A 23,809-nucleotide genomic window follows, 5' to 3' on the forward strand; every position below is an offset into this window, starting at 1 on the left:
CGGGTACGCACCCTGCCCGCTCGGCCTGGGAGATTCCGATGCACTCCGTACCTGACAGCGCCCGGGCCGGACAGCCGGCCCCGGCGCAGCGGCAGCGGTCGGCGGCCGAGGTCGCCGACATCGTCCTCGACCTGCTGCGCGAGCTCCTGCCGGCCGGGGCCGAGGTCTTGCCGACCGCGCCGCTGTCCTCCTTCGGCCTCTCCTCGCTGGCTGCGGCACGGCTGGTGATGGAGCTGGAGAGCACGCTCGGCGTGGAGGTGCCGCTGAGCCTGCTGGGCGACTGCCATGACCCGGCGGCGCTCGCCCGGCGGCTCGCGGCGCTGGTGCCGGACGGCCGCGCCCCGGCCGCACCGGTGGTCCGCGCGCGGCCGGCCGAGCGCGGCGACCCGTTCCCGCTGACGCCGATCCAGCAGGCGTACACGGTCGGCAAGTACGTGGAGCTCGGGCCGGACGCGGTCGGCTGCCACCAGTACCTGGAGTTCGCGGTGGAGGTCCTGGACGACACCGGCGTGGCCCGGCTGCGGGCCGCCTGGCAGCGGGTCGTGGCGCACCACGAGATGCTCCGGAGCACCGTCAGCGGGGTCTTCCAGCGGGTGTCCGAGGACGCGCCCCCCGATGAACTGACGGTTCATCAGGTAGAGCCGCCCGAGGAGTTCGAGGCGCGGGTCGCCGAGGCCCGGCAGCGGCTCTCGCACCACCGCTACCCGCCGGGCGCGTGGCCCGCCTACCGGATCGAGGCGACCCGGACCGCCGACGGCCGCGCCGTGGTGCACTTCTCCGTCGACGCGATGCTCACCGACGGCCACGGTCTGGAGGTGCTGCTGGACGACTGGTGGCACTGGTACCGCGACCCCGGGTGGCAGCCCGAGCCCGTGCCGTTCTCGGTACGGGACTGCGTGCTCGCCATGGCCCGGCACCGCACCACGCCCGCCTACCGGGCCGACGCCGACTACTGGGCCCGGCGGCTGGCCGAACTGCCGCCCGGACCACGGGTGCTGGCGCCCGCCGCACCCACCGAACCGGACGGTCCGGACTGCTTTCTGCGCACTCCCCGGACCGGCCGGCTGGACGCCAAGGACTGGCAGGCGCTGCGGGACCGCGCGCTGGACTGGGGCGTGTCGCCGACCGCTCTGGTGCTCACCGTCTTCACCGAGGTGCTCGGCACCGCCGACGCGGGCGGCCCGCTGACCCTGGTGCTGACCGCCAGCGACCGGCTGCGGCTGCCCGCCGCCGCCGACCGGCTGGTCGGGCCCTTCACCTCCACCGTGGTGTTCCCCACCGAGGCCCGCCCCACCACGGCCGACGCGGCGCGCGCCGTGCACCGCCTGCTCTGGGAGGACCTCGGCCACGCCGCCGTGTCCGGGATCGAGGCGCTGCGCGAGCGGCGCCCCGGGGAGCAGCTGCCGGTGGTCTTCACCAGCATGGTCGACACCAGCCGCCCGGACCGGCCGGTCGGCAGCTTCGCGGACGGGATCCGCTACGCCGTCAGCCAGACGTCCGGCGTCGCGCTCGACCACCAGATGTGGGAGCGCGACGGCGGCCTCGACTTCCGCTGGGACGTCGCGGAGCGGCTGTTCGCCGACGGCCTGGCCGACCGGCTGTTCGCCGCGTTCGAGGCCGCCCTGCGACGGGTCGCGGGCGCGGACCGGGGCGCGAGTGCCGACGGCGTCGCGGGGGCGGCCGGAGAACCGCTGGTGCGCCCGCTGAACGCGCTCCAGCAGTCCTACCTGGTGGCGCGGGCCACCGGCGGCCTCGACGGCGGGGCCCAGGGCGGTGAGGGCTGCCAGGTCTACCAGAGCTTCCGGCTGGCCGGGCTGGACCGCGACCGGCTGGAGGCGGCCTGGCTCCGGCTCGTCCGGGAGCACGACGTGCTGCGCTCCACGGTGACGCCGGACGGCCGGCTGCTGACCGCCGCGCAGACGCCGCCCTGGCACCTGCCGGTGACCGCCCTCCGCGCCGCCGGCGCCGCCGTCCTTGCGGAGCTGCGGACCGAGCTGTCCACCCGGCCGTTCCCACCGGACGCCGACCGGCTGTGGGAGCTGACGGCCACCGTCGACGACACCGGCGCCGCCGAGGTGCACCTCACCATCGACCTGCTGGCGGCGGACGCGCGCAGCATCACCTTGCTCGGCCGGGACCTCATGCGGCTGTACACCGATCCGGGCGCCGCGCCGCGCCGGGTGCTCCCGGTGGAGGCTCCGGTGCCGGGAGCCGACGGTGCGGCGCCGCTCGCCGAGGCCGAGGCGCACTGGCGGGAGCGGGTGGCGGAGCTGCCGTCCGGTCCGCCGGTCGAGCCGGGCAGCGGGCCGCGCCTGCGGCTGGACCTCCGGCTCGACCGGGCGCCGCTCGCCGACCGGGCCGCACGGCTGGGCACCGGCCTGGACGCGCTGCTGCTGGCGGCCTTCACCGAGGCGCTCACCGAGCACTGGCCGGAGCCGTTCGCCGTCCCGGTGGTCCGCTGGAGCGCGTCGCGCGAACCGGCCAGACCGGCCGAACTCACCGCGCTGAGCTGGGTGGTGGCGCCCGACGGCGACCCGTCCACCGAAGCGGCGGCGGCCCGGTACCAGCGGACGCTGGACGAGGACGCCGCGATGGACGCGGCGGACGGACTGGTCCAGCTGCGGGCCAGGGCGATGCGGCTGCGCCGCTCCGGGAGCTTCGCCCATCCCGTCGTCTACACCTGTGTCCTCGACCTGGGCGCGGACCCGCTGCCGCCGGGCGTCGAGGCCGGGCCCTGGCGGACGGCCACGCCCGGTGTCGCACTGGACTGCGTCACCGTCGACGACGGACGGGTGCTGGAGATCGGCTGGGACACGGCGGCGGACGCCTTCCCGGAGGGCCGGCCGGCGGAGCTCTTCGCGCGCTTCCGGGCCGCGCTGGCCGGATCGGAGTCCGCGCCGGCCGTACCGGAGTCCTCGGCGGCCGGTGCGGCGGCGGAGGGCGAGCGGCGCAGGCTCCTGTACGACTGGAACGACACCGCCGCCGACTACCCGGACGACCGTCCGGTGCAGTGCCTCTTCGAGGACCGGGCGGCGGAGCAGCCGGAGGCGGTCGCGCTGCGCTGGCGCGGCGGCACCATGACGTACCGCGAGCTGAACCGCCGGGCGAACCTGCTCGCCCGGCGGCTGCGCGGGCTCGGGGTCGGTCCCGAGGTGCCGGTGGCGATCTCGGTGCGGCGCGGACCCGGGATGGCGGTGGCGGTGCTCGGCGTGCTCAAGGCCGGTGGTGTCTACCTGCCGGTCGAGCCCTCGCTGCCCGCCGCGCGGGCCCTCGGGATGATCGCCGACGGCGGCGCCGAGGTCATGGTCACCGACGGTTCCTGGGGCGACCGGCTGGGCTCGCACGGCCTGCGGCAGGTCGACCTGGACGAGGTGGTGCGGGCCGGTGACGGCGACGACCCCGGGAACCTCCCGCCGTTCAACTCGGCCGACTCGACCGCGTACTTCATCTTCACCTCGGGGAGCACCGGGCGGCCCAAGTGTGTGGCGGTGGCGCACCGGCCCGTGCTGAACCTGCTCACCTGGTGCTACCGGACGTTCGACTTCGGGCCGGCCGACACCGGACTGTGCGTCACCTCGCTGGGCTTCGACCTGTCGGTCTTCGACATCCTCGGGCTGCTCGGGCGCGGTGCCGGGCTGTACCTGGCCGACGAGGCGGAGCAGCGCGATCCGGCACTGCTGGCCCGGGTGCTGGTGGCGGAGCCGATCACCTTCTGGAACTCGGCTCCCACCACGCTCGCCCAACTCGCGCCGCTGCTCGCCGACTTCACCGGGCACCCGGGCACCGCCGACCTGCGGCTGGTCTTCCTCAGCGGTGACTACACGCCGCTGCCGCTGCCCGACCGGCTGCGCGCGGTCTTCCCGCGTGCCGAGGTCGTCAGCCTGGGCGGGGCCACCGAGGCGACGGTGTGGTCCAACTGGTTCCGGATCGGGGAGATCGACCCCGAGTGGCGCAGCATCCCGTACGGCCGGCCGATCGACAACGCCCGCTACTACGTCCTGGACGAGCGGTCCGAGCCCTGTCCGGTCGGGGTGGAGGGCGACCTGTACATCGCGGGGCCGTGCCTGAGCCTCGGGTACCACGGGCAGCGGGAGTTGACCGCGGAGCGGTTCCCGGCCGACCCGTTCCGGCCCGGCTCCGGCGAGCGGATGTACCGGACCGGCGACCGGGCCTGCCACCTGCCGGACGGGAACCTGTGCTTCCTGGGCCGGGCCGACGGCCAGGTCAAGATCCGTGGACACCGGGTCGAACTCGGCGAGATCGAGCACCGGCTGCGGCTCCATCCGGCCGTGCAGGACTCGGTGGTGCTGGCCCGGCCGGACGCCACCGGTGATCGCAAACTGGTCGCCTACCTGGTCGCCGCGGACGATGCCGTCACCCCCTCGGTGCGCGAGCTGCGGGACTTCGCCGGGGAGACGCTGCCGGGCTACATGGTCCCCAACTTCCTGGCGTTCGTGCCGGGTTACCCGGCGTCGCCGAACGGCAAGCTCGACCGTGCGGCACTGCCCTGGCCGTTGGAGGCGTCGGGTGCGGTCCCGGCGGACGCGGGGGCGCCGACGGCGGTCGATGAGCCTGCGGCGGCGGCCCCGCTCGCCGAGGAGATCCGGGGGCTGCTCGCCGGGCTGCTGGGCGTGGCGTCCGTCGACCCCGACCAGGACCTCTGGGACCAGGGCGTGACCTCCTTCACCGTGGTGCAGCTCTCGGCGGCGCTCCAGGAGCGGCACGGGCAGCGCATTCCGGTCTCCGCGCTGCTGGCCGACCCCACCGTCTCGGCGATCGCCCGGCAGGTCGCCGCGCTGCTGCCCGGCGGGCCGGGCCCGGCCGTACCGCCCGCCGCCGAGCGGACCGCCGAGGGGCCGTCCGAGCCGGGCCCGGAGCAGGCCGAAGAGCGGAGTGCCGCCGAGACCGCCCCCGCCGAGGTCGACTTCTTCTCCCCGGAGCAGCGGCGGGAGTTCAAGGCCGCCCAGTGGCAGCTGCGCCCGGAACGGCCGGACGAGCACCTCTTCGCGCTGACCGCCGTCGAGATCCCCGAGGAGCAGTACGCGGCTCGGGCCAGCCGCCGCGACTTCGTCCCGGAGCCGGTCTCCGTCGAGGCGCTCAGCGGCCTGCTCGCCCTGCTCCGCCGGGACGAGCGCGGCGCAAAGCCCCGCCACCTCTACCCCTCCGCCGGGGACACCTACGCGGTGCAGGTCTACCTGCACGTCAGACCCGACGGCGTGGCCGGCCTGCCGGAAGGCGTCTACTACTACCGGCCGGACCGGCACGTCCTCCAGCGGGTCGCCGACGTCTCCGGCATCGACCGCAACGCGCACTTCTTCTACAACCGCCCGGTCTTCGACGCGGCCGGGTTCGAGATCTACCTGATCGGGCAGCCGAAGGGCATCGAGCCGCTGTACGGCGAGCTCACCGGCGAGTTCCTGACCCTGGAGGCCGGCTACCTCGGGCAGCTGCTGATGAGCGGTCAGGCGGCATCGGGCATCGGGCTGTGCCCGGTCGGCACGATGCAGTTCGACGCGGTGCGCGAGCACTTCCGGCTCGACGCGGGCCAGCGGTTCCTGCACGCCTTCATCGGCGGGGCGGTGGCCCCCGAGGCGCCCGCCGCCCCCGTGCGTGGCGAGGCCACCGCCGTCGCGCTGCACACCGCAGAGTCCGGGGCCGGGGGCCGGGCGGCGGCGGAGGTGGCGGTGATCGGGATGGCCGGCCGGTACCCCGACGCGGCCGACCTGGACGGGTTCTGGCGCAATCTGAGCACCGGCCGCCGCTCGGTGCGCCCCCTCCCGGCCGACCGGGCCGCCGCGCTGGCCGCCGCCCGTGGCGCCGCCGCCGACCGGGCGTTCCCGGACGGGGGCTATCTCCAGAGTCCGGACGGCTTCGACAGCCTGCTGTTCCGGATCTCGCCGCAGGAGGCGGCGACCCTCGACCCGCAGCTGAAGGCGGTCCTCCAGGTGGTCTGGGAGTGCCTGGAGAACGCCGGGCACACCGCCGCCTCGCTGCGGCGCACCGCCGAGCGGGTCGGTGTCTTCGTCGGTGTCATGTGGCACGACCACCGGCAGACCGGCGCCGACCGCCACCGGGCGGGCGGGCCGGCCGAGTTCGCGGCAGCGGCCTCCGACATCCCGAACCGGATCTCGCACGTCTTCGACTTCCGGGGGCCCAGCCTGGTCGTGGACACCTCCTGCTCGTCCTCGCTCGCGGCCGTGCACCTGGCCGTGCAGAGCCTGCGGCAGGGTGAGTGCGACGCGGCCGTGGTCGCGGGCGTCAACCTGATCACGCATCCGTACCACCTCGACCTGCTCGCCGGCCTCGGCCTGCTCGCGGAGCACGGCGCGGCAGGGGCGTTCGACGGCGGTGCCTCCGGGTGGTCGCCCGGCGAGGGGGTCGGGGCCGTCCTGCTGCGGCGGGCCGAATCGGCCGCCCGTGACGGCGACCTGGTGCATGCGGTGATCGAGGCGTCCGCGGTCGGGCACGCGGGGCGGAGCAGCCGTTACGGCGCCCCCCGCGCGCAGGCGCTGGCGGCCTCGCTGGAGCGGCTACTGGCCGGATCGGGCCTCAGCCCCTCGGACATCGGGTACGCGGAGTGCGCGGCGGCCGGTGCGAGCATCGCCGATGCCGCCGAACTCGAGGCGCTGGCCGCCGTGTTCGACGGCGGCGGGCGGGATCGGCCGCTTCCCCTGGGCACCCTCAAGCCCAACATCGGCCACCTGGAGTCGGCTGCCGGACTGTCCCAACTGGCAAAGGTGGTGCTCCAGTTGAAGCACGGGACGCTGGCCCCCACGCTGGTGGCGGACCGGCCCAGTCCGCTGGTCGACTGGGACGGCCTCCCGCTGCGGGTGGTGGACCGGCCCACCCGGTGGGACGGCGCGGACGGGACCGTCCGCCGCGCGCTGATCAACGCGCTGGGCGCGAGCGGGACATACGGACATCTGGTGGTCCGCTCCGGCGGGCCCGAGGCGAGGGAGGACGGCGGCGATGGACAGCCCCTGGCTGACTAGTGCGGCCACCGGTCGGGACCCGGCCGCGGTGCGGCTGTTCTGCTTCGCCCACGCGGGCGGCGGCACCGCCTTCTTCCGGCCCTGGCGGTCCGCGCTGCTGCCGGAGGTGGAGGTCTGCCCGGTCCGGCTGCCCGGCCGGGAGTCACGGCACCTGGAGCCCGCGTACACCCGGATGCACCGGCTGATCGAGCCGCTGGTGGCGGCGCTCAGGCCGTACGCGGACCGGCCGTTCGCCGTGTTCGGGCACAGTATGGGTGCCGCCGTCGCCTACGAGGTGGCCCGCCGGTTCTGCGCCGAGCCGGCCGACGGACCGCTGCAGCGGCTGCTCGTCTCCGGGCGCCGGGCGCCGCACCTGGCGGCCCGCCGCCGGCCGATCGCGCACGCGCCGCAGGAGGAGTTCCTGGCGGCGGTACGGCAGTTGGGCGGCACCCCGGAGGAGGTCTTCGACCAGCCCGACCTGGTGCGGCTGTTCCTGCCGGGGATGCGGGCCGACTTCGAGCTGAACGAGACCTACGCCCCGGCCGACGGACCCCGGCTCACCTGTCCGGTGTCGGCCTTCACCGGCGACCGCGACCCGGAGGTCACCCCGGCGGAGATGGGCCGCTGGCGGGAGACCACGGATGTGGCGTTCCGGCTGCGGGTCTTCACCGGTGGGCACTTCTATCTCAGCGGCCCGCGAACGGAGTTGGTCCGGGAGATCCGCTCCGACCTGCTGCAGGCCGTGCCGATGTGAGCGGACCGGGGCCGGCCGTGCGCCGGCCCGGCCCGCCGTGGCGGCGGCCGACTCCGCCGACCGTGCAAAAGTGAGCAGACCGCCGGTGCCGGTGGCGGTAGAACGGTGTCTCCGGGCTGCGACGGCGGCCCGCCGAGCAGGCAGGGAGCACGGATGGGGACCGGCATCGAGGCCATCAACGCCTACGTCGGGCGCGCCTGCGTGGACGTCGAGTCGCTGTTCCGGGCGCGCGGGCTCGACCTCGCCCGCTTCGGCAATCTGATGATGCATCAGAAATCGGTGAACCTGCCCTGCGAGGACGCCGTCACCAACGCGGTCAACGCGGCCCGCCCGCTGCTCGACGCGCTCGCCCCCGCCGAACGGGACCGGATCGAACTGCTGGTGGTCGGCACCGAGTCCGGTCTCGACCTGGGCAAGCCGATCAGCACCTACATCCACCACCACCTGGGGCTGAACCCCCGCTGCCGCTCCTTCGAGGTGAAGCACGCCTGCTACGGCGGCACCGCGGCACTGCGCACCGCCGCCGGTATCGTCGGCTCCGACCCGATGCCCGGCGTGAAGGCCCTGGTGATCGCCACCGACGCGCCGAGCGCCGCCTCCCGGGGTACCTACTGGGAGCCCTCCGAGGGCGCCGGTGCCGTCGCCATGCTGATCGGCGACCGCCCCCGCATCCTGGAGCTCGACCCGGGCGCGGCCGGGTACCACACCTACGAGGTGATGGACACCGCCCGGCCCCGGCCGGACCTCGACGTGGTCGACTCCGACCTCTCCCTGCTGTCGTACCTGACCTGCCTGGAGAAGAGCTTCGGCGCCTACCTCGACCGGGTGGCCGGCGCCGACCTGCGGGAGAGCTTCGCCCACCTGGTGCTGCACGTCCCGTTCGCCGGCATGGTCAAGGGCGCGCACCGGGTGCTGGTGCGCAAGTACCTGGGGATGTCGCCGCGCGAGGCCGAGACCGACTTCGAACGGCGGGTCGGCAGCAGCCTCGGCTACGGCAGCCGGGTCGGCAACCTCTTCTCCGCCTCGCTCTACCTCGCCCTGTGCTCGCTCATCGACTCCCGGCCGGCCGAGGATCCGCAGCGGATCGGGCTCTTCTCGTACGGGTCGGGCTGCGCCTCCGAGTTCTTCAGCGGGGTGGTCGGCGGTGGCGCCAAGGCGGAGCTGGCGCGGTTCGGCATCGGCCGGGCGGTCGCCGAGCGCCGCGAGCTCGACACCGCGGAGTACGACCGGCTCAGCGAGCTGGGCGGCGACCGGGCGTTCGGCGTCCAGGACCGGGTCTTCGACCCGGCGTCGTACGGCGCGGTGTACCGGGAGCGGTTCGAGGGCGCGGGCCTGCTCGTACTGGACCGGATCGAGAACTTCCATCGCCGCTACCGGTGGAGCTGACCATGGACTGGACGACCCTGAGCTGCCGCGCGGACGGCCCGGTGCTGCGGGTGACGCTCCGCCGGCCGGACCGGCAGAACGCCGTCGACGCCACCCTCATCGCCGAACTCGGCAAGGCGCTCGATCTCGCGGAGCAGGACGGCGGCTGCCGCCTGGTCGTGCTCGACGCCGAGGGGACCACCTTCTGTGCCGGGATGGACATGCGCGAGGCCGCGCGGGGCAAGGCCGCCGACGCGCTCGGCGACCCGGCCGCCGAACTGGGCGGCGCGGCCTTCTTCGCGCTGCTGCGGCGGTTCACCACCACGCCCCGGGCGCTGGTGGCGACGGTGGACGGCCGGGTCTCCGGCGGCGGCGTCGGGCTGGTCGCGGCCTGCGACTTCGTGCACACCACCGGGCGCGGCGGCTTCGGCCTGCCCGAGGCGCTCTGGGGGCTGCTGCCGTGCAGTGTGCTCCCGTTCCTGATCCGGCGCACCGGCCACCAGCGGGCCGCCACGATGACCCTGAGCACCCTGCCGCTGACCGCCCAGCAGGCCCTCGCCTGCGGGCTGGCCGACGAACTGTCCGACGACGCGGGCCAGTTCGTCCGGCGGCTGGCCGGTCGGCTGGCCCGGCTGGACGGCACGGTGATCGGCGACGCCAAACGCTACCTGGGCAGCCTCGCGCCGATCGGGGAGCAGCAGGGCGAGCGGGCCGTGGCGGAGTTCGCCCGGCTGATGTCCCGGCCGGAAGTCCGGTCCGGTATCGAGGAGTTCGCCCGGAGCGGCCGCTACCCCTGGGAGCGCTGAGCCGCCTGGGGCGGACCCGGCCTGCCGTCGGCGCGTCCGCAGATTCGTCCGCCGACCCGCGAGGAGTGACCGCATTGGCGACTGTATGGGCCTTCCCCGGTCAGGGGTCCCAGCGCAAGGGGATGGGCGCCGGTCTGTTCGAGGAGTTCCCCGAGCTCTGTGCGGAGGCGGACGAGATCATCGGCCGCCCGGTGCGGGAGCTCTGCCTCGGAGCCGACCGCCGGCTGTTGCACCAGACCCGCTACCTCCAGCCCGCCCTGTTCACGGTCAGCGCCCTGATGTACCTGCGGCGGGCCCGGGAGGACGGCCCGCCGGAGTTCCTGATCGGGCACAGCCTCGGTGAGTACGCCGCCCTGTTCGCCGCCGGCAGCCTCGGGTTCGCGGACGGGCTGCGCCTGGTCCGGGCGCGCGGCGAGATCATGGGCCGGGCGACCGGGGGCGGGATGCTGGCCGTCGTCGGCCTGGAGTCGGACCGGCTCCGCGCGGCCCTGGACGGTCCCGGCGCCGCGATGGTGGCGGCCGGGGTCGAGATCGCCAACCACAACTCGCCCGACCAGACCGTGCTCTCCGGCCCCGAGGACGCCGTCCGCGACCTGGCGGACGTGCTGCGGGCGGCGGGCGCGGCCAAGTGCGTGCTGCTGAACGTCGGCGTCGCCGCGCACTCGCGCCACATGGCGGGCGCGGCCGGGGAGTTCGGCGTACTGCTGCGGCGGGTGGACTTCGCCGAGCCCCGGGTTCCGGTGGTCTCGAACGTCACGGCCCGGCCCCACCGGCCCGGCGAGATCGGCGAGTTGCTGCACCGGCACCTGCTCCGGCCGGTCCGCTGGTGGGACAGCCTGCGGTACCTGCGCGAACAGGGTGTCGACGCGCTGGTCGAGCTGGGCCCGGGGAGCGTCCTCGGCAAGCTGTGGGCGGTGGCCGAGCAGCGCCTCCCGAAGGGTGCGCCCGAGCACCGTCTCTCTGCAGGCGCCCCCGAGCACCGTCTTCGCAAGGGCGGCCCCGAGCCGCGTCCCCGGCCCGTGCCGACGATCACGCCGGAGCGCCTGGGCGCCGCGAGCTTCCGTGCCCGGTACGGGCTTCGGCGGGCCTACCTGGTCGGTTCCGCCGGTACGGGAGTGGGCTCCGCCGGGCTGGTGGAAGCGCTCGGCCGGGCCGGGCTGATGGGGTTCCACGACATCCGGCCCGGCACGGCCGGCTCGGGCGCCCCCGTCGGCGGCACGGTGCCCGGCGGTGCGGTGGCCGGTGGTGCGCTGCTGGGCGGTGTGCCGCTGGGGCGCTCCGGGGCGGAGGCCGCCACGGTGGACGCTCTGCTCGGGCAGGGGGTGGACCGGGTGGAGTCGGACCATCCGCTCGGGCCGAGCCGTGAGCTGGTGCGCTTCCGCTGCTCGGGCGCGCACCTCGACGCGTCCGGCCGCCCGACCGCGGTCCGGCACGTCCTCGCCCGGGTGCACGGCCCCGACCACGCGGCGGCCTTCCTGTCGCCGCCCGCCGACGCGGTGCTCGACGCACTGGTGCGCGACGGGGACCTGACCGACGAGGAGGCCGCCGCCGGCCGCCGGCTGCCGGTCGCCTGCGACGTCTGGACCGACGCGGGCTCCGGCTGGCGCACACACACCGCCGACACCGGCCAACTGCTGTGCTCGGTCAGGAGGGTGGCCGAACAGGCGGCTGTTGCCCACGGCTATCGGGAACCGCTGCACGTCGGCGTCGGATCAGGTGTCGGCGGCCCGGAGTCGGCGGCCGCAGCCTTCGCCCTCGGTGCCGACTTCGTCGTCACCACCGGGATCAACCTGTGCGCCGAGGAGTCGCCCGTACCCGCCGCCGTGCGGGAACTGCTGGCGGCCGTAGGGCCGGCGGACACCGGGTGGGCGCCCGCCGCCGACCACTTCGAACTCGGCGCCCGTGTCCGGGTGGTGCGCCGCGGCACACTCTTCCCCGCCCGGGCCAACCGGCTGCTGCGGCTGTACCGCACGCACCGGGCGTACGGCGACATCGACTCCCGGACCAGGCGGCACATCGAGAGTGCCGTACTCGGCCGTCCCTTCGAGGAGCTGTGCGAGGGGTTGTGCGCGGAGCTGCGGGCGGCCGGGCGGCCGGTGCCCGACGGGCCGCGGCGGCGGATGGCGCTGGCCTTCCGCTGGTACCTGGAGGAGTCGGCGCGCTGGGCGATCCGTGCCGAACCCGGCCGGTCGGCCGACTACCAGCTGCGCTGCGGGCCGGAGTTGGCGGAGTTCAACCGGGCGGCGTCCGCGCCCGGGGCCTCCGGCTCCGCGCCGTCCGGCGGACCGGACCGCAGCGTGGCCGGGATCGCCGACTGGATCATGTCCGGGGCCGCCGAGCTGCTGGCCCGGGGCCTGCACGGTGCTCAGTTGTGAGCAGACCGGCCACGGGGCCCGGACTAGCGTCGCGCGCAGCGGCGGCCTGCGTCCTTGGACCACGGAGGACCCGTCGTCGCGAGCTTTCGAGACGACCGTCCGACACATCCGGGGTGGGCCGCCATGGACCTGAACGCGCGTACGACGGGAGCGGAGCCGACCGGGCCAGGGGAGGTGGTGCCCGCACCCTTCGACCCGCCCGCACCGTTCGACCCGCCGGTGGTGCTCGTCTCGGCGGCGGGCCGTGACACGCTGCTGCGGTACGCGGAACGGCTCCGCGACCAGCTGGCCCGCCGCGCCGGATCGGCGCCGGCGGACCTCCTCCCCCGGATCGCCTGGACCACCCAGACCGGCCGGGTGGCGATGGCGCACCGGCTCGCCCTGAGCTGTGCGAGCGTCGGCGGGCTGGTCGACGCCCTCGACGCCTTCCTGGCCGGCCGGCCGCACCCCGGTCTGCGCAGCGGCGTCGCGGAACCCGGCCTGCCCGGCGACCCCGCCGACCCCGCCCGGCCCGGTGGCGGACAGGCGCCGCCGCGCACTGCGGCCGAGGCGGTGGACCGCTGGCTGGGCGGCGCCGATCTGCCCTGGCACACCTACTGGGCGACGCCCCCGGGGCGGGTCGAGCTCCCCGGTTACCCGTTCGCCCGCCCGGGGGTGGCGCCCGGCGTCGACGGGCCTGCCGTCGAGGAGGCCGTGGTGGAGGAGGCCGTGGTCGGGGAACTCGTCGAGCTGCTGCGCCGGGCCTACGCGGAGGTGTCCGGCCTGCCGGTGGCCGAGGTCGGTGCCAGGGTGCCCTTCGACCACTACGGGCTGACGTCGTTGCAGGTCAACCGGCTCAACGCGGTCCTGGAACAGGAGCTCGGCGAGCCCTCGCGGACCCTCTTCTTCGAGCACCGCGACCTCGCCGGGGTCGCCGGTGAGCTCGCCCGCAGACGCCGTCGTCCCGCCGCCCCGACGCCACCCACTGCCCCGACGACACCCGCCGTTCCGGCAGCGCCGGTCGGTGCCGACGACCGGGCGATCGCCGTCATCGGCCTTGCCGGACGCTACCCGCAGGCCCGTGACCTGGAACAGTTCTGGGTCAACCTCTCGCAGGGCCGCGACTGCGTCACCCAGCTGCCGCCGCACCGGCACCGTCCCGGCTGGCCGGTCGACCGGATGTGGGGCGGCTTCCTCGACGACGTCGAGCACTTCGACCCGCTGCTGTTCGGCATCACCCCGCGGGACGCGGCTCTGATGGACCCGCAGGAGCGGATCTTCCTGGAGACCGTGTGGGAGCTGCTGGAGGACGCCGGCTACACCCGCGAACGGCTGCGCGAGCAGCACCGCTCGCGGGTCTCGGTGTACGCCGGGTCGATGTACGCCGACTACACCTTCTTCGGCGTGGAGGAGTCGCTGCGCGGCCGCCCCGGGTACTCGGGCGGGGCGCTCGGCAACATCGCCAACCGGGTCTCGTACCTGCTGGACCTCAACGGCGCCAGCCTCACCGTCGACACCATGTGCTCCTCCTCGCTGACCGCGCTGCACCTGGCGGTGAAGGAACTCCGCAGCGGGGACTGCGAGTTGGCCATCGCCGGTGGGATCAACCTCTCGCTGCACCCGAACAAGTTCATCCAGCAGCGCGAGATGCAGCTGACCTCCTCCAGCCTGCGCTGCCGCAGTTTCGGGCTGGGCGGCGACGGCTTCGTCCCGTCCGAGGGCGTCGGCGTGGTGCTGCTGAAGCCGCTGGCCCGGGCACTGGCGGACGGCGACCGGGTGCACGCCGTGGTGCGCGGTACCGGCGTGGTGCACGCCGGCCGGACGAACGGGTACATCGTGCCGAGTCCGGTCGCCCAGGCCGAGGTGGTGCGCCGGGCCCTCGACGACGCGGGGGTCGAGCCGTCCTCGATCGGGTACCTGGAGGCACACGGCGCGGGCACCGCGCTCGGCGACCCGGTGGAGATCAACGGGCTGCAGCGGGTGTTCGGGTCGCCGGACCGGCCCGTCGGCTCCCTGCCGATCGGTTCGGTGAAGTCGGTCGTCGGTCATGTCGAGGCGGCCGCCGGTATCGCCGGGCTGACCAAGGTGGTGCTCCAGCTGAAGCACCACCGGTTCGCTCCCTCGCTGCACGCGGAGGAGCTCAACCCGAACGTCGCCTGGGACGAGGTGCCGTTCCGGGTCCAGCGCGAGGCCGCCGAATGGCCCGCGCCCGAACCGTCCGCCGATGGCCGACGGGCACCCCGCCGGGCCGGGATCAGCTCCTTCGGCGCCGGCGGGACGATCACCCATGTGGTGCTGGAGGAGGCGCCCGAGCCGCCGCAGCCGTCGGTGCAACGACCCGGCCGCCCCGAGCTGGTGGTGCTCTCCGGCCATGACGGCCGTGCACTGCGCGAGCTGGCCGGACGCCTGGTGGACCGGTTGCGTCCGGTCCCCGGGGCAGCGGCGGACCGGTCCGCGCAGCCCGCCGCCGACACCGGCCCCGACACTGGCGGCCTGCTGGCCGAACTCGCCCGGATCGCCGCCGACGGCACCGGCTCCGCAGCGACGGCCGGGGAGCTCGCCGCCCGGCTGGTGCGGACGTTCGGCGGTACCCCGGCAGCGCCCCCGGCCGGGCCGGCGCTCCGCGACCTCGCCTACAGTCTCGCGGTCGGCCGGGAGCCGCTGCGTGAACGCGCCGCGATGGTCGTCCGCGACCACGCCGAACTCCTCGCGCAGCTCGACGCGTTGGCCGAAGGGCGGACGGGCGCGGCGGTGCTCGGCCGGGTGCCGGCGGGTGCGCGCGCCGAGGCTGCCGAGCCACAGGACGCCGCCCGGGAAGACCAGGCCGACCTCGCCGCGCTGGCCCGGCACTGGGTCGAGGGCGGTCGGATCGACTGGCAGCGGCTGTACCGGGACGATATGGACGGGCTGCCCCGGATCGTCTCGCTGCCGACCTACCCCTTCGCGCGGATGCGCTGCTGGGTGCCGGAGACGGCGGGACCGGTGCCAACCGCCTTCTCCGGGGCGGCAGTTGCGCCGCAGCCGACGGTCTCCGCGCCCGAGTCGGAGCGAGAGTCGGTGCCGGTGGTGACCGCAGGGCCGGAGACCCCGCTGCTCCGCCGTACCTGGGTAGAGGCGCCGTCTGCGCCTGCCGGCGTCCCCGCGACCGTCAGCGGGGGACCGGCCGGTGGAGTGGTGCTCTGCCTGTGCCACGAGGCCGGGGAACCGCTCGCCAGGGCGCTGGCCGAGTCCGGGCCGCACCGCGTCCTGGTGGTCCGGGCCGGCGCGGACCGGGGCGACGGGGTGCCGGGCTACCGGGACGGTGCGGAGGCGGCCGCCGTCGCCCGCCGTCTGCTGGAGCAGCACCCCGATCTGTGCGGCTGGATCGACCTGACCGCGCTCCGGCCGCCGGCGGGGGGCACCCCGGACCGGACGGCCGGGCTGCGCGTCGTGCAGACCCTGCTGGCGGGCCGCCCGACGGCAGCCTGGCGCGGGCTTCAGGTCGTCCGGGGCCTACAGGCGCTGCCGGAGCCCGACCCGGTGCCCGCCGACCTCTCGGGAGCCAGGACGGCGGGCTTCCTGCGGGTGCTCGGCGCCGAGTACCCGCGGCTCGACGCGACCGTGCTCGACACCGACCTGACGGACGGGCGGGAGCGCGAACTGGCCGCCGCGGTCTGGGCCGAGTGGCAGCGCCCGGAGCCGCAGGCGGAGGTCGTCCACCGGGCCGGCCGGCGCCTGCTGCCGGTCCTGGCGGAGCTGGCGGCACCGCACCGGCCGCTGCGGCTGCGCCCGGACGCCGCGTACGTGGTCACCGGGGGCACCCGGGGGATCGGCGCCAGGGTGGCCCGCCACCTGGCGGACCGCGGCGCCCGGCGGATCGCGATCACCGGTCTGCGGCCGCTGCCCGACCGGGCCCGCTGGCAGGACGGCACGGTCCTCGAACCGGTGGCCGCCGAGGCCGTCCGCGCCGTCCTGGAGCTGGAGCGCGCGGGCGTCGAAGTCGACTGGCACACCGGCCCGCTGACCGACCGTCCGGCGGTCAGCGCGTTCCTCGACCGGGTACGGGCACGGTTCGGGCCGATCGCCGGGGTGGTGCACTGCGCCGGGGCGGTCGGTGCCGGAAACCCCGCCTTCGCCTACAAGTCGCCCGCCGACATCGCGGCCACCTTCGAGCCGAAGGCGGACGGGGCGCAGGTGCTGGCCGGGCTCTGCGACCGGGACCGGCCGGACTTCTTCGTGCTCTTCTCCTCGGTCTGCGCCGCCGTGCCGCAGCTGGCCACCGGGGTCACCGACTACGCCGCCGCCAACGCCTGCCTCGACTTCGTGGCGGCCGAGCGGCTGAAGTCCGGCCAGGGCTGGTACCGCTCGGTGAACTGGCCGATGTGGCGGGAGAGCGGCTCGGGCAAGGGCGGCCGCAACGTCTGCGAACCGGCCGGCCTCGCCGCCCTCGGCGACGACGAGGCGCTGCGCATCCTGGAGCGCGTCATCGCCCTGCCGTCCGGCGGCACCGTCCTGCCCGCGCCCCCGCTGGCGGGCCCGGTCGACCCTGCCGTGCTGCCGCTCGCCAAGCTGCCCGGCAGGGCGCAGCCGGCGCCGGCCCTCGCGGTACCGGAAGCACCGGAAGCACCGGAAGCACCGGAAGCACCGGAGGCACCGGAGGCACCGGGGGAGCCGAGTGCGGCGTGGTTGGCCGGGGTGTTCTCGGGGGTGTTGGGGATTCCGGTGGGGGAGCTCGATGCGGGGGTGGAGTTCGGGGATCTGGGTGTGGAGTCGGTGATGCTGGGTGAGTTGTTGCTGCGGGTGGAGGAGGGGGTGGGCCGGCGGTTGCCGCCGTCACTGTTGTTGGACTTCCCGACCTTGGACGAGCTGGCCGCGGAGCTGGCCGCCCAGGGCCACCGCGTGCCGCAGGCCCCTGCCCCTGTCCCCGCCACCGGCTCCGGCCCGGCACCCGCCCCGGACCCCGTCGCGGCTCCGCTCGCCGCTCCCGCTCCCACCCCTGCTCCCGGCTCGCCTCCGGGCTCGGCCGACACCCGGATCGCGATCATCGGCATGGCCTGCCGCTTCCCCGGCGCGCCGGACCTGGCCGCGTACTGGGATCTGCTCACCGCCGGCCGGTGCGCCGTGGGCGAGGTGCCCGTCGCCCGCTGGGACCCCGCAGAGTGGTACCGGCCGGTGCACGAGCTCGGCCGGACGGTCAGCAAGTGGGGCGGATTCCTGGACGGCGTCGAGGAGTTCGACCCGGAACCGTTCGGTCTGGGTGACGAGGAGGCCACCCACCTCGATCCCGCGATCCGGCTGTTCCTGGAGACGACCGCGGGCTGCCTCGCGGATGCGGGGTACGGACCGAAGGGCCTCCGGGGCCGCGACGTGGCGGTGTTCGTAGGCGGCCGGATCTCCTCCTACGGCCGCCGGGCCGACTGGCGGGCCGGTGTGCTGCAGTCCGACCAGAACTTCATCGCGGCCCAGGTCGCCCACCGCTTCGACTTCCGTGGGCCCAACCTCCTGGTGGACAGCGCCTGTTCGTCCTCGCTGGTGGCTGTCCAGCTGGCCTGCCGCAGTCTGCTGGCCGGGGACGCCGAGGTCGCGCTGGCCGGCGGCGTCGAGGTGCTGCTGGACGAGCAGCCGTACCTGGAGTTCAGCGCGGCGCGCGCGGTGTCGCCCACCGGCCGGTGCTGGACCTTCGACGAGCGGGCCGACGGCTTCGTCCCCGGCGAGGGGGTCGGCGCGGTGCTGCTGAAGCCGCTCGCCGCCGCGCTCGCCGACGGTGACCGGGTGCACGCGGTGATCGAGGGCGTCGCGGTCAACAACGACGGCCACACCATGGGACTGACGACGCCGAGCCCGCAGGCGCAGGCCGCGGTCGTCCGGCGGGCGCTCGCCGCCGCTGGCCGCAGCGCCGGTGAGGTCGGGCTGGTGGAGGCACACGGCACCGGCACCATGATCGGCGATCCGATGGAGCTGCAGGCGCTCACCGAGGTGTTCCGGGAGAGCACCGACCAGGTCGGCGGCTGCGCGATCGGCAGCGTCAAGTCGAACCTGGGGCATCTGCTCAGTGCGGCCGGGATGGCGGGTCTGATCAAGGTCGCGCTCTGCCTGGAGCACGGCGTGGTGCCGCCCACGCTCTTCTGCGAACGGCCCAATCCGCGTTTCGAGTTCGGAAGTTCGCCGTTCCGCCCGGCGGCCGGGGCCGCCGCGTGGCCCGCGGACGGACGGCGGCGGGTGGCCGGGCTGAGCTCGTTCGGACTCGGCGGCACCAACGCCCACCTGATCGCCACCGACCTGGACACCCGGCTGCGCCCGCCCGGAGTACCGGTGCGCGAGTCGCTGCCCGCCCCGGTGTTCCGCCGCCGCCGGCTCTGGTTGGAGCGAGGCCCGGCGCAATCGGGTGATTCTGCTGTACGGTCAAGTGCCTTTCAAGAAACCGACGTTCAAGTCTCCTCGATCCTCGAACTGGACTTTGTCCCGGGCCTGCCCCTGGCGACACCGGAAGGACCGCGATGAGCACTACCGAACCCGGCCAGTCGGCCACCGAACCCGCAGCGCCCGCTCCGGCCACCCTGACGCAGAGTCAGGTCAGGCTGGCCATCGGCGGCGTGATGGTCGGCATGCTCCTCTCCGCCCTGGACCAGACCGTGGTGGGCACGGCGCTCCCGCGCATCGTCAGCGACCTGGGCGGCCTCGACAAGCTGCCCTGGGTGGTGACGGCCTACCTGCTGACCTCGATGGCGGTCACCCCGCTCTGGGGCAAGCTCTCCGACCTGTATGGCCGCCGGCCGGCCTTCCAGGCCGCCGTGGTCATCTTCCTGCTCGGCTCGGTGCTGTGCGGGGTGGCCCAGAGCCTCGGCCAGCTGGTCGTCTTCCGCGCACTCCAGGGCGTGGGCGGCGGCGGCCTGTTCGTGCTCGCCCTGAGCGTGATCGGCGACGTCGTCCCGCCGCAGGAGCGCGGACGCTACCAGGGCCTGTTCGGCGCCGTGTTCGGGCTGGCGAGCGTCGGCGGACCGCTGGCGGGCGGCTGGTTCACCGACGGCCCCGGCTGGCGCTGGGTGTTCTACGTCAACGTCCCGGTCGGCCTGGCCGCCCTGGTGGTGACCTCGCTCGGGCTGCGCCTGCCGATCGCGCGCCGGAGCCACCGGATCGACTACGCGGGCGCGGGCCTGGTGGTGGCGGCCGTGACCTCCCTGCTGCTCTACCTCAACTGGGCCGGGACACAGTATGGTTGGGGCGCACCCGGCCCGCTCGCGCTGGTCGCCGGGTTCGTCCTGCTCACCGTCGCCTTCGTGCTGGTGGAGCAGCGGGCGGCCGAACCGGTGCTGCCGATGAGCCTGTTCCGCAACGGCGTCTTCAGCATCGGAGCGCTGTTCGGATTCGCCACCGGAGCCGCGATGTTCGGCGGGATCGTCTTCCTCCCGGTCTACCTCCAGGTGGTCCAGGGCATGTCGCCGACGCGCTCCGGACTGGCCATGCTGCCCGCCATGTTCGGGCTCATCGCCACCTCCATGTACTCCGGCCAGATGATCAGCAAGACCGGCAAGTACAAGATCTTCCCGATCTGCGGCGCGGTGGCGCTGGTGGTGGCCATGCCGCTGCTCTCCTCCGTCGGCGTGGACACCCCGTACGGGCTGGTCGCGCTCTACTCGGCGCTGTTCGGTGCGGGTGTCGGCCTGACCATGCAGACCATCGTGACCGCCGTGCAGAACAGCGTGCCGCTGAAGGACATGGGCGCCGCCACCAGTGCGGCCAACTTCGCCCAGCGGCTCGGCGCGGCCGTCGGCACCGCGGTGCTCGGGGCCGTCCTCGCCTCCCGGCTCGCCACCCACCTGGCCGAGCAGGTGCCTGCCGACGCGATGCCGGCCGCCGGCTCGGGGGCCCGGCTGGGCGCGAACGTGGAGGCGGTGCACGCCCTGGCGGAACCGCTCAGGCACCAGGTGCTGACCGCGTTCTCCGACGCGCTCTCCGACGTCTTCCTGACCTGCGTGCCGATGGTGCTGGTGGCCCTGGTGATCTCCTTCTTCCTGCGCGAGAGCACCCCCAGGCCCCAGCCCGCGGCCCCCGCCGCCGACCAGGCCGGAGCCGCAGGCCAGGCCGGGGCGGCCGGCCGGGGCTGAACCGGCGGACTGCTCAAATCTGCACAGACGCCGCAGCGGGGCGCGCCTAACGTCCATGGAGGACGTCAACACGGCGCGCCCCGTTGCCTGTTGCGGCAGATCTGCCGCGTGCCGGGCGCCCGGAGGACCATGACCTCACCCCAGGAAGGGCATCGCCCATGACCGACCAGCCGCGCCCGCACACCGCCACCGGAGCCGCGCCGCTCCCGGCCTCGCACCAGAGCTCGGTGCCGGCGGACAAGCTGCTGCACTCGGGCAACGCCGGGTTCATCATCGCCCGCAGCGCCCAGCTCAAGTACGAGCACCGCGAGGACGGCCGGAAGCTCTTCGCCGACGTCATCGGCTACATGAACCAGGCCGACGTGAACGGCGCCTCGTTCTTCTTCTACGAGGAGGCGTTCGGGGTGCAGGACCGCATCCACTGGCTGATCCACTGGAAGTCGCCGAACGACTACGCGCTCAGCCTGCACATGGTCGACCACGACGAGAAGATGATCGACCTGCTGGAGTCCGACCGGGTGGTGGACGACGACGGCAGCGGCGCCTGGGGGCGCGCCGTGGTCGAGGGCACCGTCGAGGAGCGCATCCTGGTGCCGCAGCACGGCCTGGTGCACGACGAGGGCGGCCACGCCGGGGACACCTGGGTCGACCCGGCCTCGCACCAGACCTCGGTGGCCGACGAGCTGCTGCTCAACTCGGCGAACGCCGGGCTGACCGTGCACCGGACCGGCCAGGCCCGGCACGAATTCCGCAAGGAGGCCCGCTACTACGCCTTCGCCTGGCAGAACTACGTCAACGAGCGGCTCGCCGGCGCGGTGACCTCGTACCTCTACGAGGAGACCTTCGGCGTGATGGACAAGCTGCACTGGCTGATCCACCTGCGCTCGTTCGCCGACTACCAGGCCCTGCTGGACCTCGAACGGCATGATCCGGACTTCCGCCGGCTGTTCGAGAAGGAGTTCATCACCGCCTCCAAGGGCGGTGGCAGTTGGGGCCGCACCTTCCTGGACGGCAGCATCGCGGACACCCTGCTGCTGCCCTACCAGATGCCGACGTCGGCCTGACCGGCGCCCAAGAACTCGACGGCCCAGGAACTCGACGGGAGAGGGGCGCGCCATGGAGGCGTGGGTGTTCACCGGTCAGGGCTCGCAGCGCAAGGGCATGGGGGCGGGACTCCTGGAGCGGTACCCGGAGCACTGCGCCACGGCCGACCGGGTGCTCGGCCGTTCCGTCCGGGAGCTGTGCCTCCAGGACCCGGACGGCCTGCTGGGGCTCACCCGGTACGCCCAGCCCGCGCTGTTCGTGGTCAACGCGCTCGGCTGCCTCGCCGCCCGGGAGGAGGGCGCCGCGCCGGACTTCCTGGCGGGCCATAGCCTCGGCGAGTACGTGGCGCTGTTCGCGGCGGGCTGCTTCGACTTCGAGACCGGTGTGCGACTGGTCGCGCGGCGGGGCGAGTTGATGGGCGAGGCGGGCGGCGGCGGCATGGCGGCCGTCGTCGGTCTGGCCGCCGAGCAGGTCGCCGCGCTGCTGGCCGACGGCGGTCTCACCGAGGTCGACATCGCCAACCACAACTCGGCGACCCAGGTGGTGGTCGCCGGTCCGGCCGAGGCGATCCCGGCGGTGCGGGAGCTGGTCCGCCGGCACGGCACCGGCCGGTGCGTCCCGCTCAACGTCGGCACGGCCTTCCACTCCCGGCACATGGCGGACGCCGCCCGCCGCTTCGCCCGGTTCCTGGTCGGCTTCCGGCTGGCGGACCCGCAGCTGCCGGTGATCTCCAACGTCACCGCCGAGCCGTACCGACCGGGCACGGTGGCCGAGTTGCTCGGCCGGCAGATCGACAGCCCGGTGCGGTGGCGCGAGAGCATGCACGAACTGCTCCGGCAGGGCGTGTCCGAGCTGCGCGAGATCGGACCGGCGCCGGTGCTCACCGCGTTCTGGGAGACGGCCCGCAACGAACCGCGCCTCCCGGCCCGCTCCGCCGCACCCCCGCCGCCCGCCGCTTCGGCACCGCTGCGGTCGCCTGCGGTACCGGACCGGGGGGCGGCGGATCCGGACCCGGGTGCCGCAGCCCTCGGCAGCGCCGAGTTCCGCCGGGACTACGGCCTGCGCTACGCCTACCTGGCCGGCGGGATGTTCCGCGGGGTCGCCTCGACCGCGCTGGTGGTCCGGCTGGCCAGGGCCGGGCTGATGGGCTACTTCGGGGCCGGCGGGCTCGCCGCGCCGGACGTCCGCCGGGGCCTGGGGACCATCCGTGCGGAGCTGGGCGCCGACGGCGCGTTCGGGGTGAACGTGCTGCACAGCATCGACGAACCGGGGCCGGAGGAGCGGCTGGTCGACCTCTGTCTGGAGTACGGCGTGCGGTTCGTGGAGGCCGCCGCCTTCACCGGTGTCACCCCGGCCCTGGTGCGGTTCCGCTTCACGGGCGCGCACCGCGACGCCGACGGCCGTCCGACGGCGGTCCGGCACGTGCTGGCCAAGGTCTCCCGGCCCGAGGTCGCCGCGGAGTTCCTGGCGCCCGCGCCGGAGGCCGTGGTGGCCCGGCTGGTGGCCGCCGGCGGGCTGACCCGCGAGGAGGGCGAGGTCGCCCGGCTGCTGCCGGTCAGCGCGGACCTGTGCGTGGAGGCCGACTCCGGCGGCCACACCGACGGCGGCGTCGCGCTCACCCTGGTCCCGTCGCTCGGCCGGCTGCGCGACGAACTCGCCGCACGGTACGGCTACCCCGAGCGGGTACGGGTCGGCGCGGCCGGCGGCCTCGGCAGCCCGGAGGCGGTGGCGGCGGCCTTCATGCTCGGCGCGGACTTCGTGGTCACCGGCTCGGTCAACCAGTGCACGCCCGAGGCCGACACGTCCGACGCGGTGAAGGACCTGCTCGCCACGCTGGACGTCCAGGACACCGCCTACGCGCCCGCCGGAGACCTCTTCGAACTCGGGGCCAGGGTCCAGGTGGTGCGGAAGGGTACCCTCTTCGCCGCCCGGGCCAACCGCCTCCACCAGCTGTACCGGCAGCACGGCTCGCTCGCGGAGCTGGACGAGGCCACCAGACGGAGCCTGGAGCGCACCTGCTTCCGCCGGCCCCTGGAGCAGGTCTGGAAGGAGACCCGCGAGTACTTCCTCGGCATCGGCCGCACGGACCAGGTGGAGCGGGCCGAGCGCGACCCCAAGCACCTGATGGCGCTGGTGTTCCGTTCCTACTTCGCCCGGAGCAACAGTGCGGCCCGGGCCGGCGATCCGGCCGAGCGGGCCAACTACCAGATCCACAGCGGGCCGGCCATCGGCGCGTTCAACCGCCTCGTCCACGGCACCGAGCTGGCCGACTGGCGGGCCCGGCACGTCGACGCCGTCGCCGAGCTGCTGATGCGCGGCGCCGCACGGACCGTCCGTGAGCGGTTCGCCGCACTCGCGCGGGACTGAGACCGACCGGCACACGGGGGCGCCGTCCCCTGTCCAGTACCTCCACCGACGCACCTTTGAGGGA

At 74.8% G+C, this 23,809-nt stretch carries 9 protein-coding genes; all 9 read left to right on the forward strand.

Annotation, left to right across the window (positions count from 1 at the left end; genetic code table 11):
- Window positions 1–38 precede the first annotated feature (38 nt).
- The 9 genes from UK12_RS05755 (at window position 39) to fabD (UK12_RS05795) (ending at window position 23,745) form a co-directional block, all read left to right on the forward strand.
- Window positions 39–6,992: a non-ribosomal peptide synthetase gene (locus UK12_RS05755; RefSeq protein ID WP_082119338.1), complete on the forward strand. Its 6,954-nt coding sequence runs from the start codon at window positions 39–41 to the stop codon at window positions 6,990–6,992.
- Entirely contained in the window at window positions 6,970–7,725 is a 756-nt protein-coding gene (locus UK12_RS05760) for a thioesterase II family protein (RefSeq protein ID WP_045300318.1), read from the forward strand. Before UK12_RS05755 ends, UK12_RS05760 begins: the two co-directional genes overlap by 23 nt.
- Window positions 7,726–7,878: 153 nt before the next feature.
- Window positions 7,879–9,111 carry a hydroxymethylglutaryl-CoA synthase family protein gene (locus UK12_RS05765; protein WP_045300246.1) on the forward strand — a complete coding sequence of 411 codons (1,233 nt, stop codon included), beginning with the start codon at window positions 7,879–7,881 and terminating at the stop codon, window positions 9,109–9,111.
- Window positions 9,112–9,113: 2 nt separating this feature from the next.
- Entirely contained in the window at window positions 9,114–9,896 is a 783-nt protein-coding gene (locus UK12_RS05770) for an enoyl-CoA hydratase-related protein (protein ID WP_045300248.1), read from the forward strand.
- Window positions 9,897–9,970: 74 nt separating this feature from the next.
- Window positions 9,971–12,271 carry an ACP S-malonyltransferase gene (gene fabD, locus UK12_RS05775; RefSeq protein WP_156178557.1) on the forward strand — a complete coding sequence of 767 codons (2,301 nt, stop codon included), beginning with the start codon at window positions 9,971–9,973 and terminating at the stop codon, window positions 12,269–12,271.
- A 123-nt stretch (window positions 12,272–12,394) separates the two neighbouring features.
- On the forward strand, window positions 12,395–18,730 hold the full coding sequence (locus UK12_RS05780; protein WP_156178558.1) for an SDR family NAD(P)-dependent oxidoreductase: 6,336 nt from the start codon (window positions 12,395–12,397) through the stop codon (window positions 18,728–18,730).
- Window positions 18,727–20,334 (forward strand): MDR family MFS transporter, encoded by a 1,608-nt coding sequence (locus UK12_RS05785; protein WP_197084597.1) that lies wholly within the window; start codon window positions 18,727–18,729, stop codon window positions 20,332–20,334. Before UK12_RS05780 ends, UK12_RS05785 begins: the two co-directional genes overlap by 4 nt.
- A 158-nt stretch (window positions 20,335–20,492) precedes the next feature.
- Window positions 20,493–21,398, forward strand: a complete 906-nt coding sequence (locus tag UK12_RS05790; RefSeq protein WP_045300252.1) for a DUF6039 family protein — start codon at window positions 20,493–20,495, stop codon at window positions 21,396–21,398.
- 64 nt (window positions 21,399–21,462) lie between these two features.
- Window positions 21,463–23,745 (forward strand): ACP S-malonyltransferase, encoded by a 2,283-nt coding sequence (fabD, locus tag UK12_RS05795; RefSeq protein WP_231591056.1) that lies wholly within the window; start codon window positions 21,463–21,465, stop codon window positions 23,743–23,745.
- The last annotated feature ends 64 nt before the right edge of the window (window positions 23,746–23,809 follow it).

Origin of the sequence: Saccharothrix sp. ST-888 (assembly GCF_000955975.1) — a bacterium.
Classification (GTDB): domain Bacteria; phylum Actinomycetota; class Actinomycetes; order Streptomycetales; family Streptomycetaceae; genus Kitasatospora.

Bases quoted from the DNA above. Each gene is read 5' to 3' on its own strand.
- UK12_RS05755 (WP_082119338.1), top strand. From the start codon at position 39: ATGCACTCCGTACCTGACAGCGCCCGGGCCGGACAGCCGGCCCCGGCG.
- UK12_RS05760 (WP_045300318.1), top strand. From the start codon at position 6,970: ATGGACAGCCCCTGGCTGACTAGTGCGGCCACCGGTCGGGACCCGGCC.
- UK12_RS05765 (WP_045300246.1), top strand. From the start codon at position 7,879: ATGGGGACCGGCATCGAGGCCATCAACGCCTACGTCGGGCGCGCCTGC.
- UK12_RS05770 (WP_045300248.1), top strand. From the start codon at position 9,114: ATGGACTGGACGACCCTGAGCTGCCGCGCGGACGGCCCGGTGCTGCGG.
- UK12_RS05780 (WP_156178558.1), top strand. From the start codon at position 12,395: ATGGACCTGAACGCGCGTACGACGGGAGCGGAGCCGACCGGGCCAGGG.
- UK12_RS05785 (WP_197084597.1), top strand. From the start codon at position 18,727: ATGAGCACTACCGAACCCGGCCAGTCGGCCACCGAACCCGCAGCGCCC.
- UK12_RS05790 (WP_045300252.1), top strand. From the start codon at position 20,493: ATGACCGACCAGCCGCGCCCGCACACCGCCACCGGAGCCGCGCCGCTC.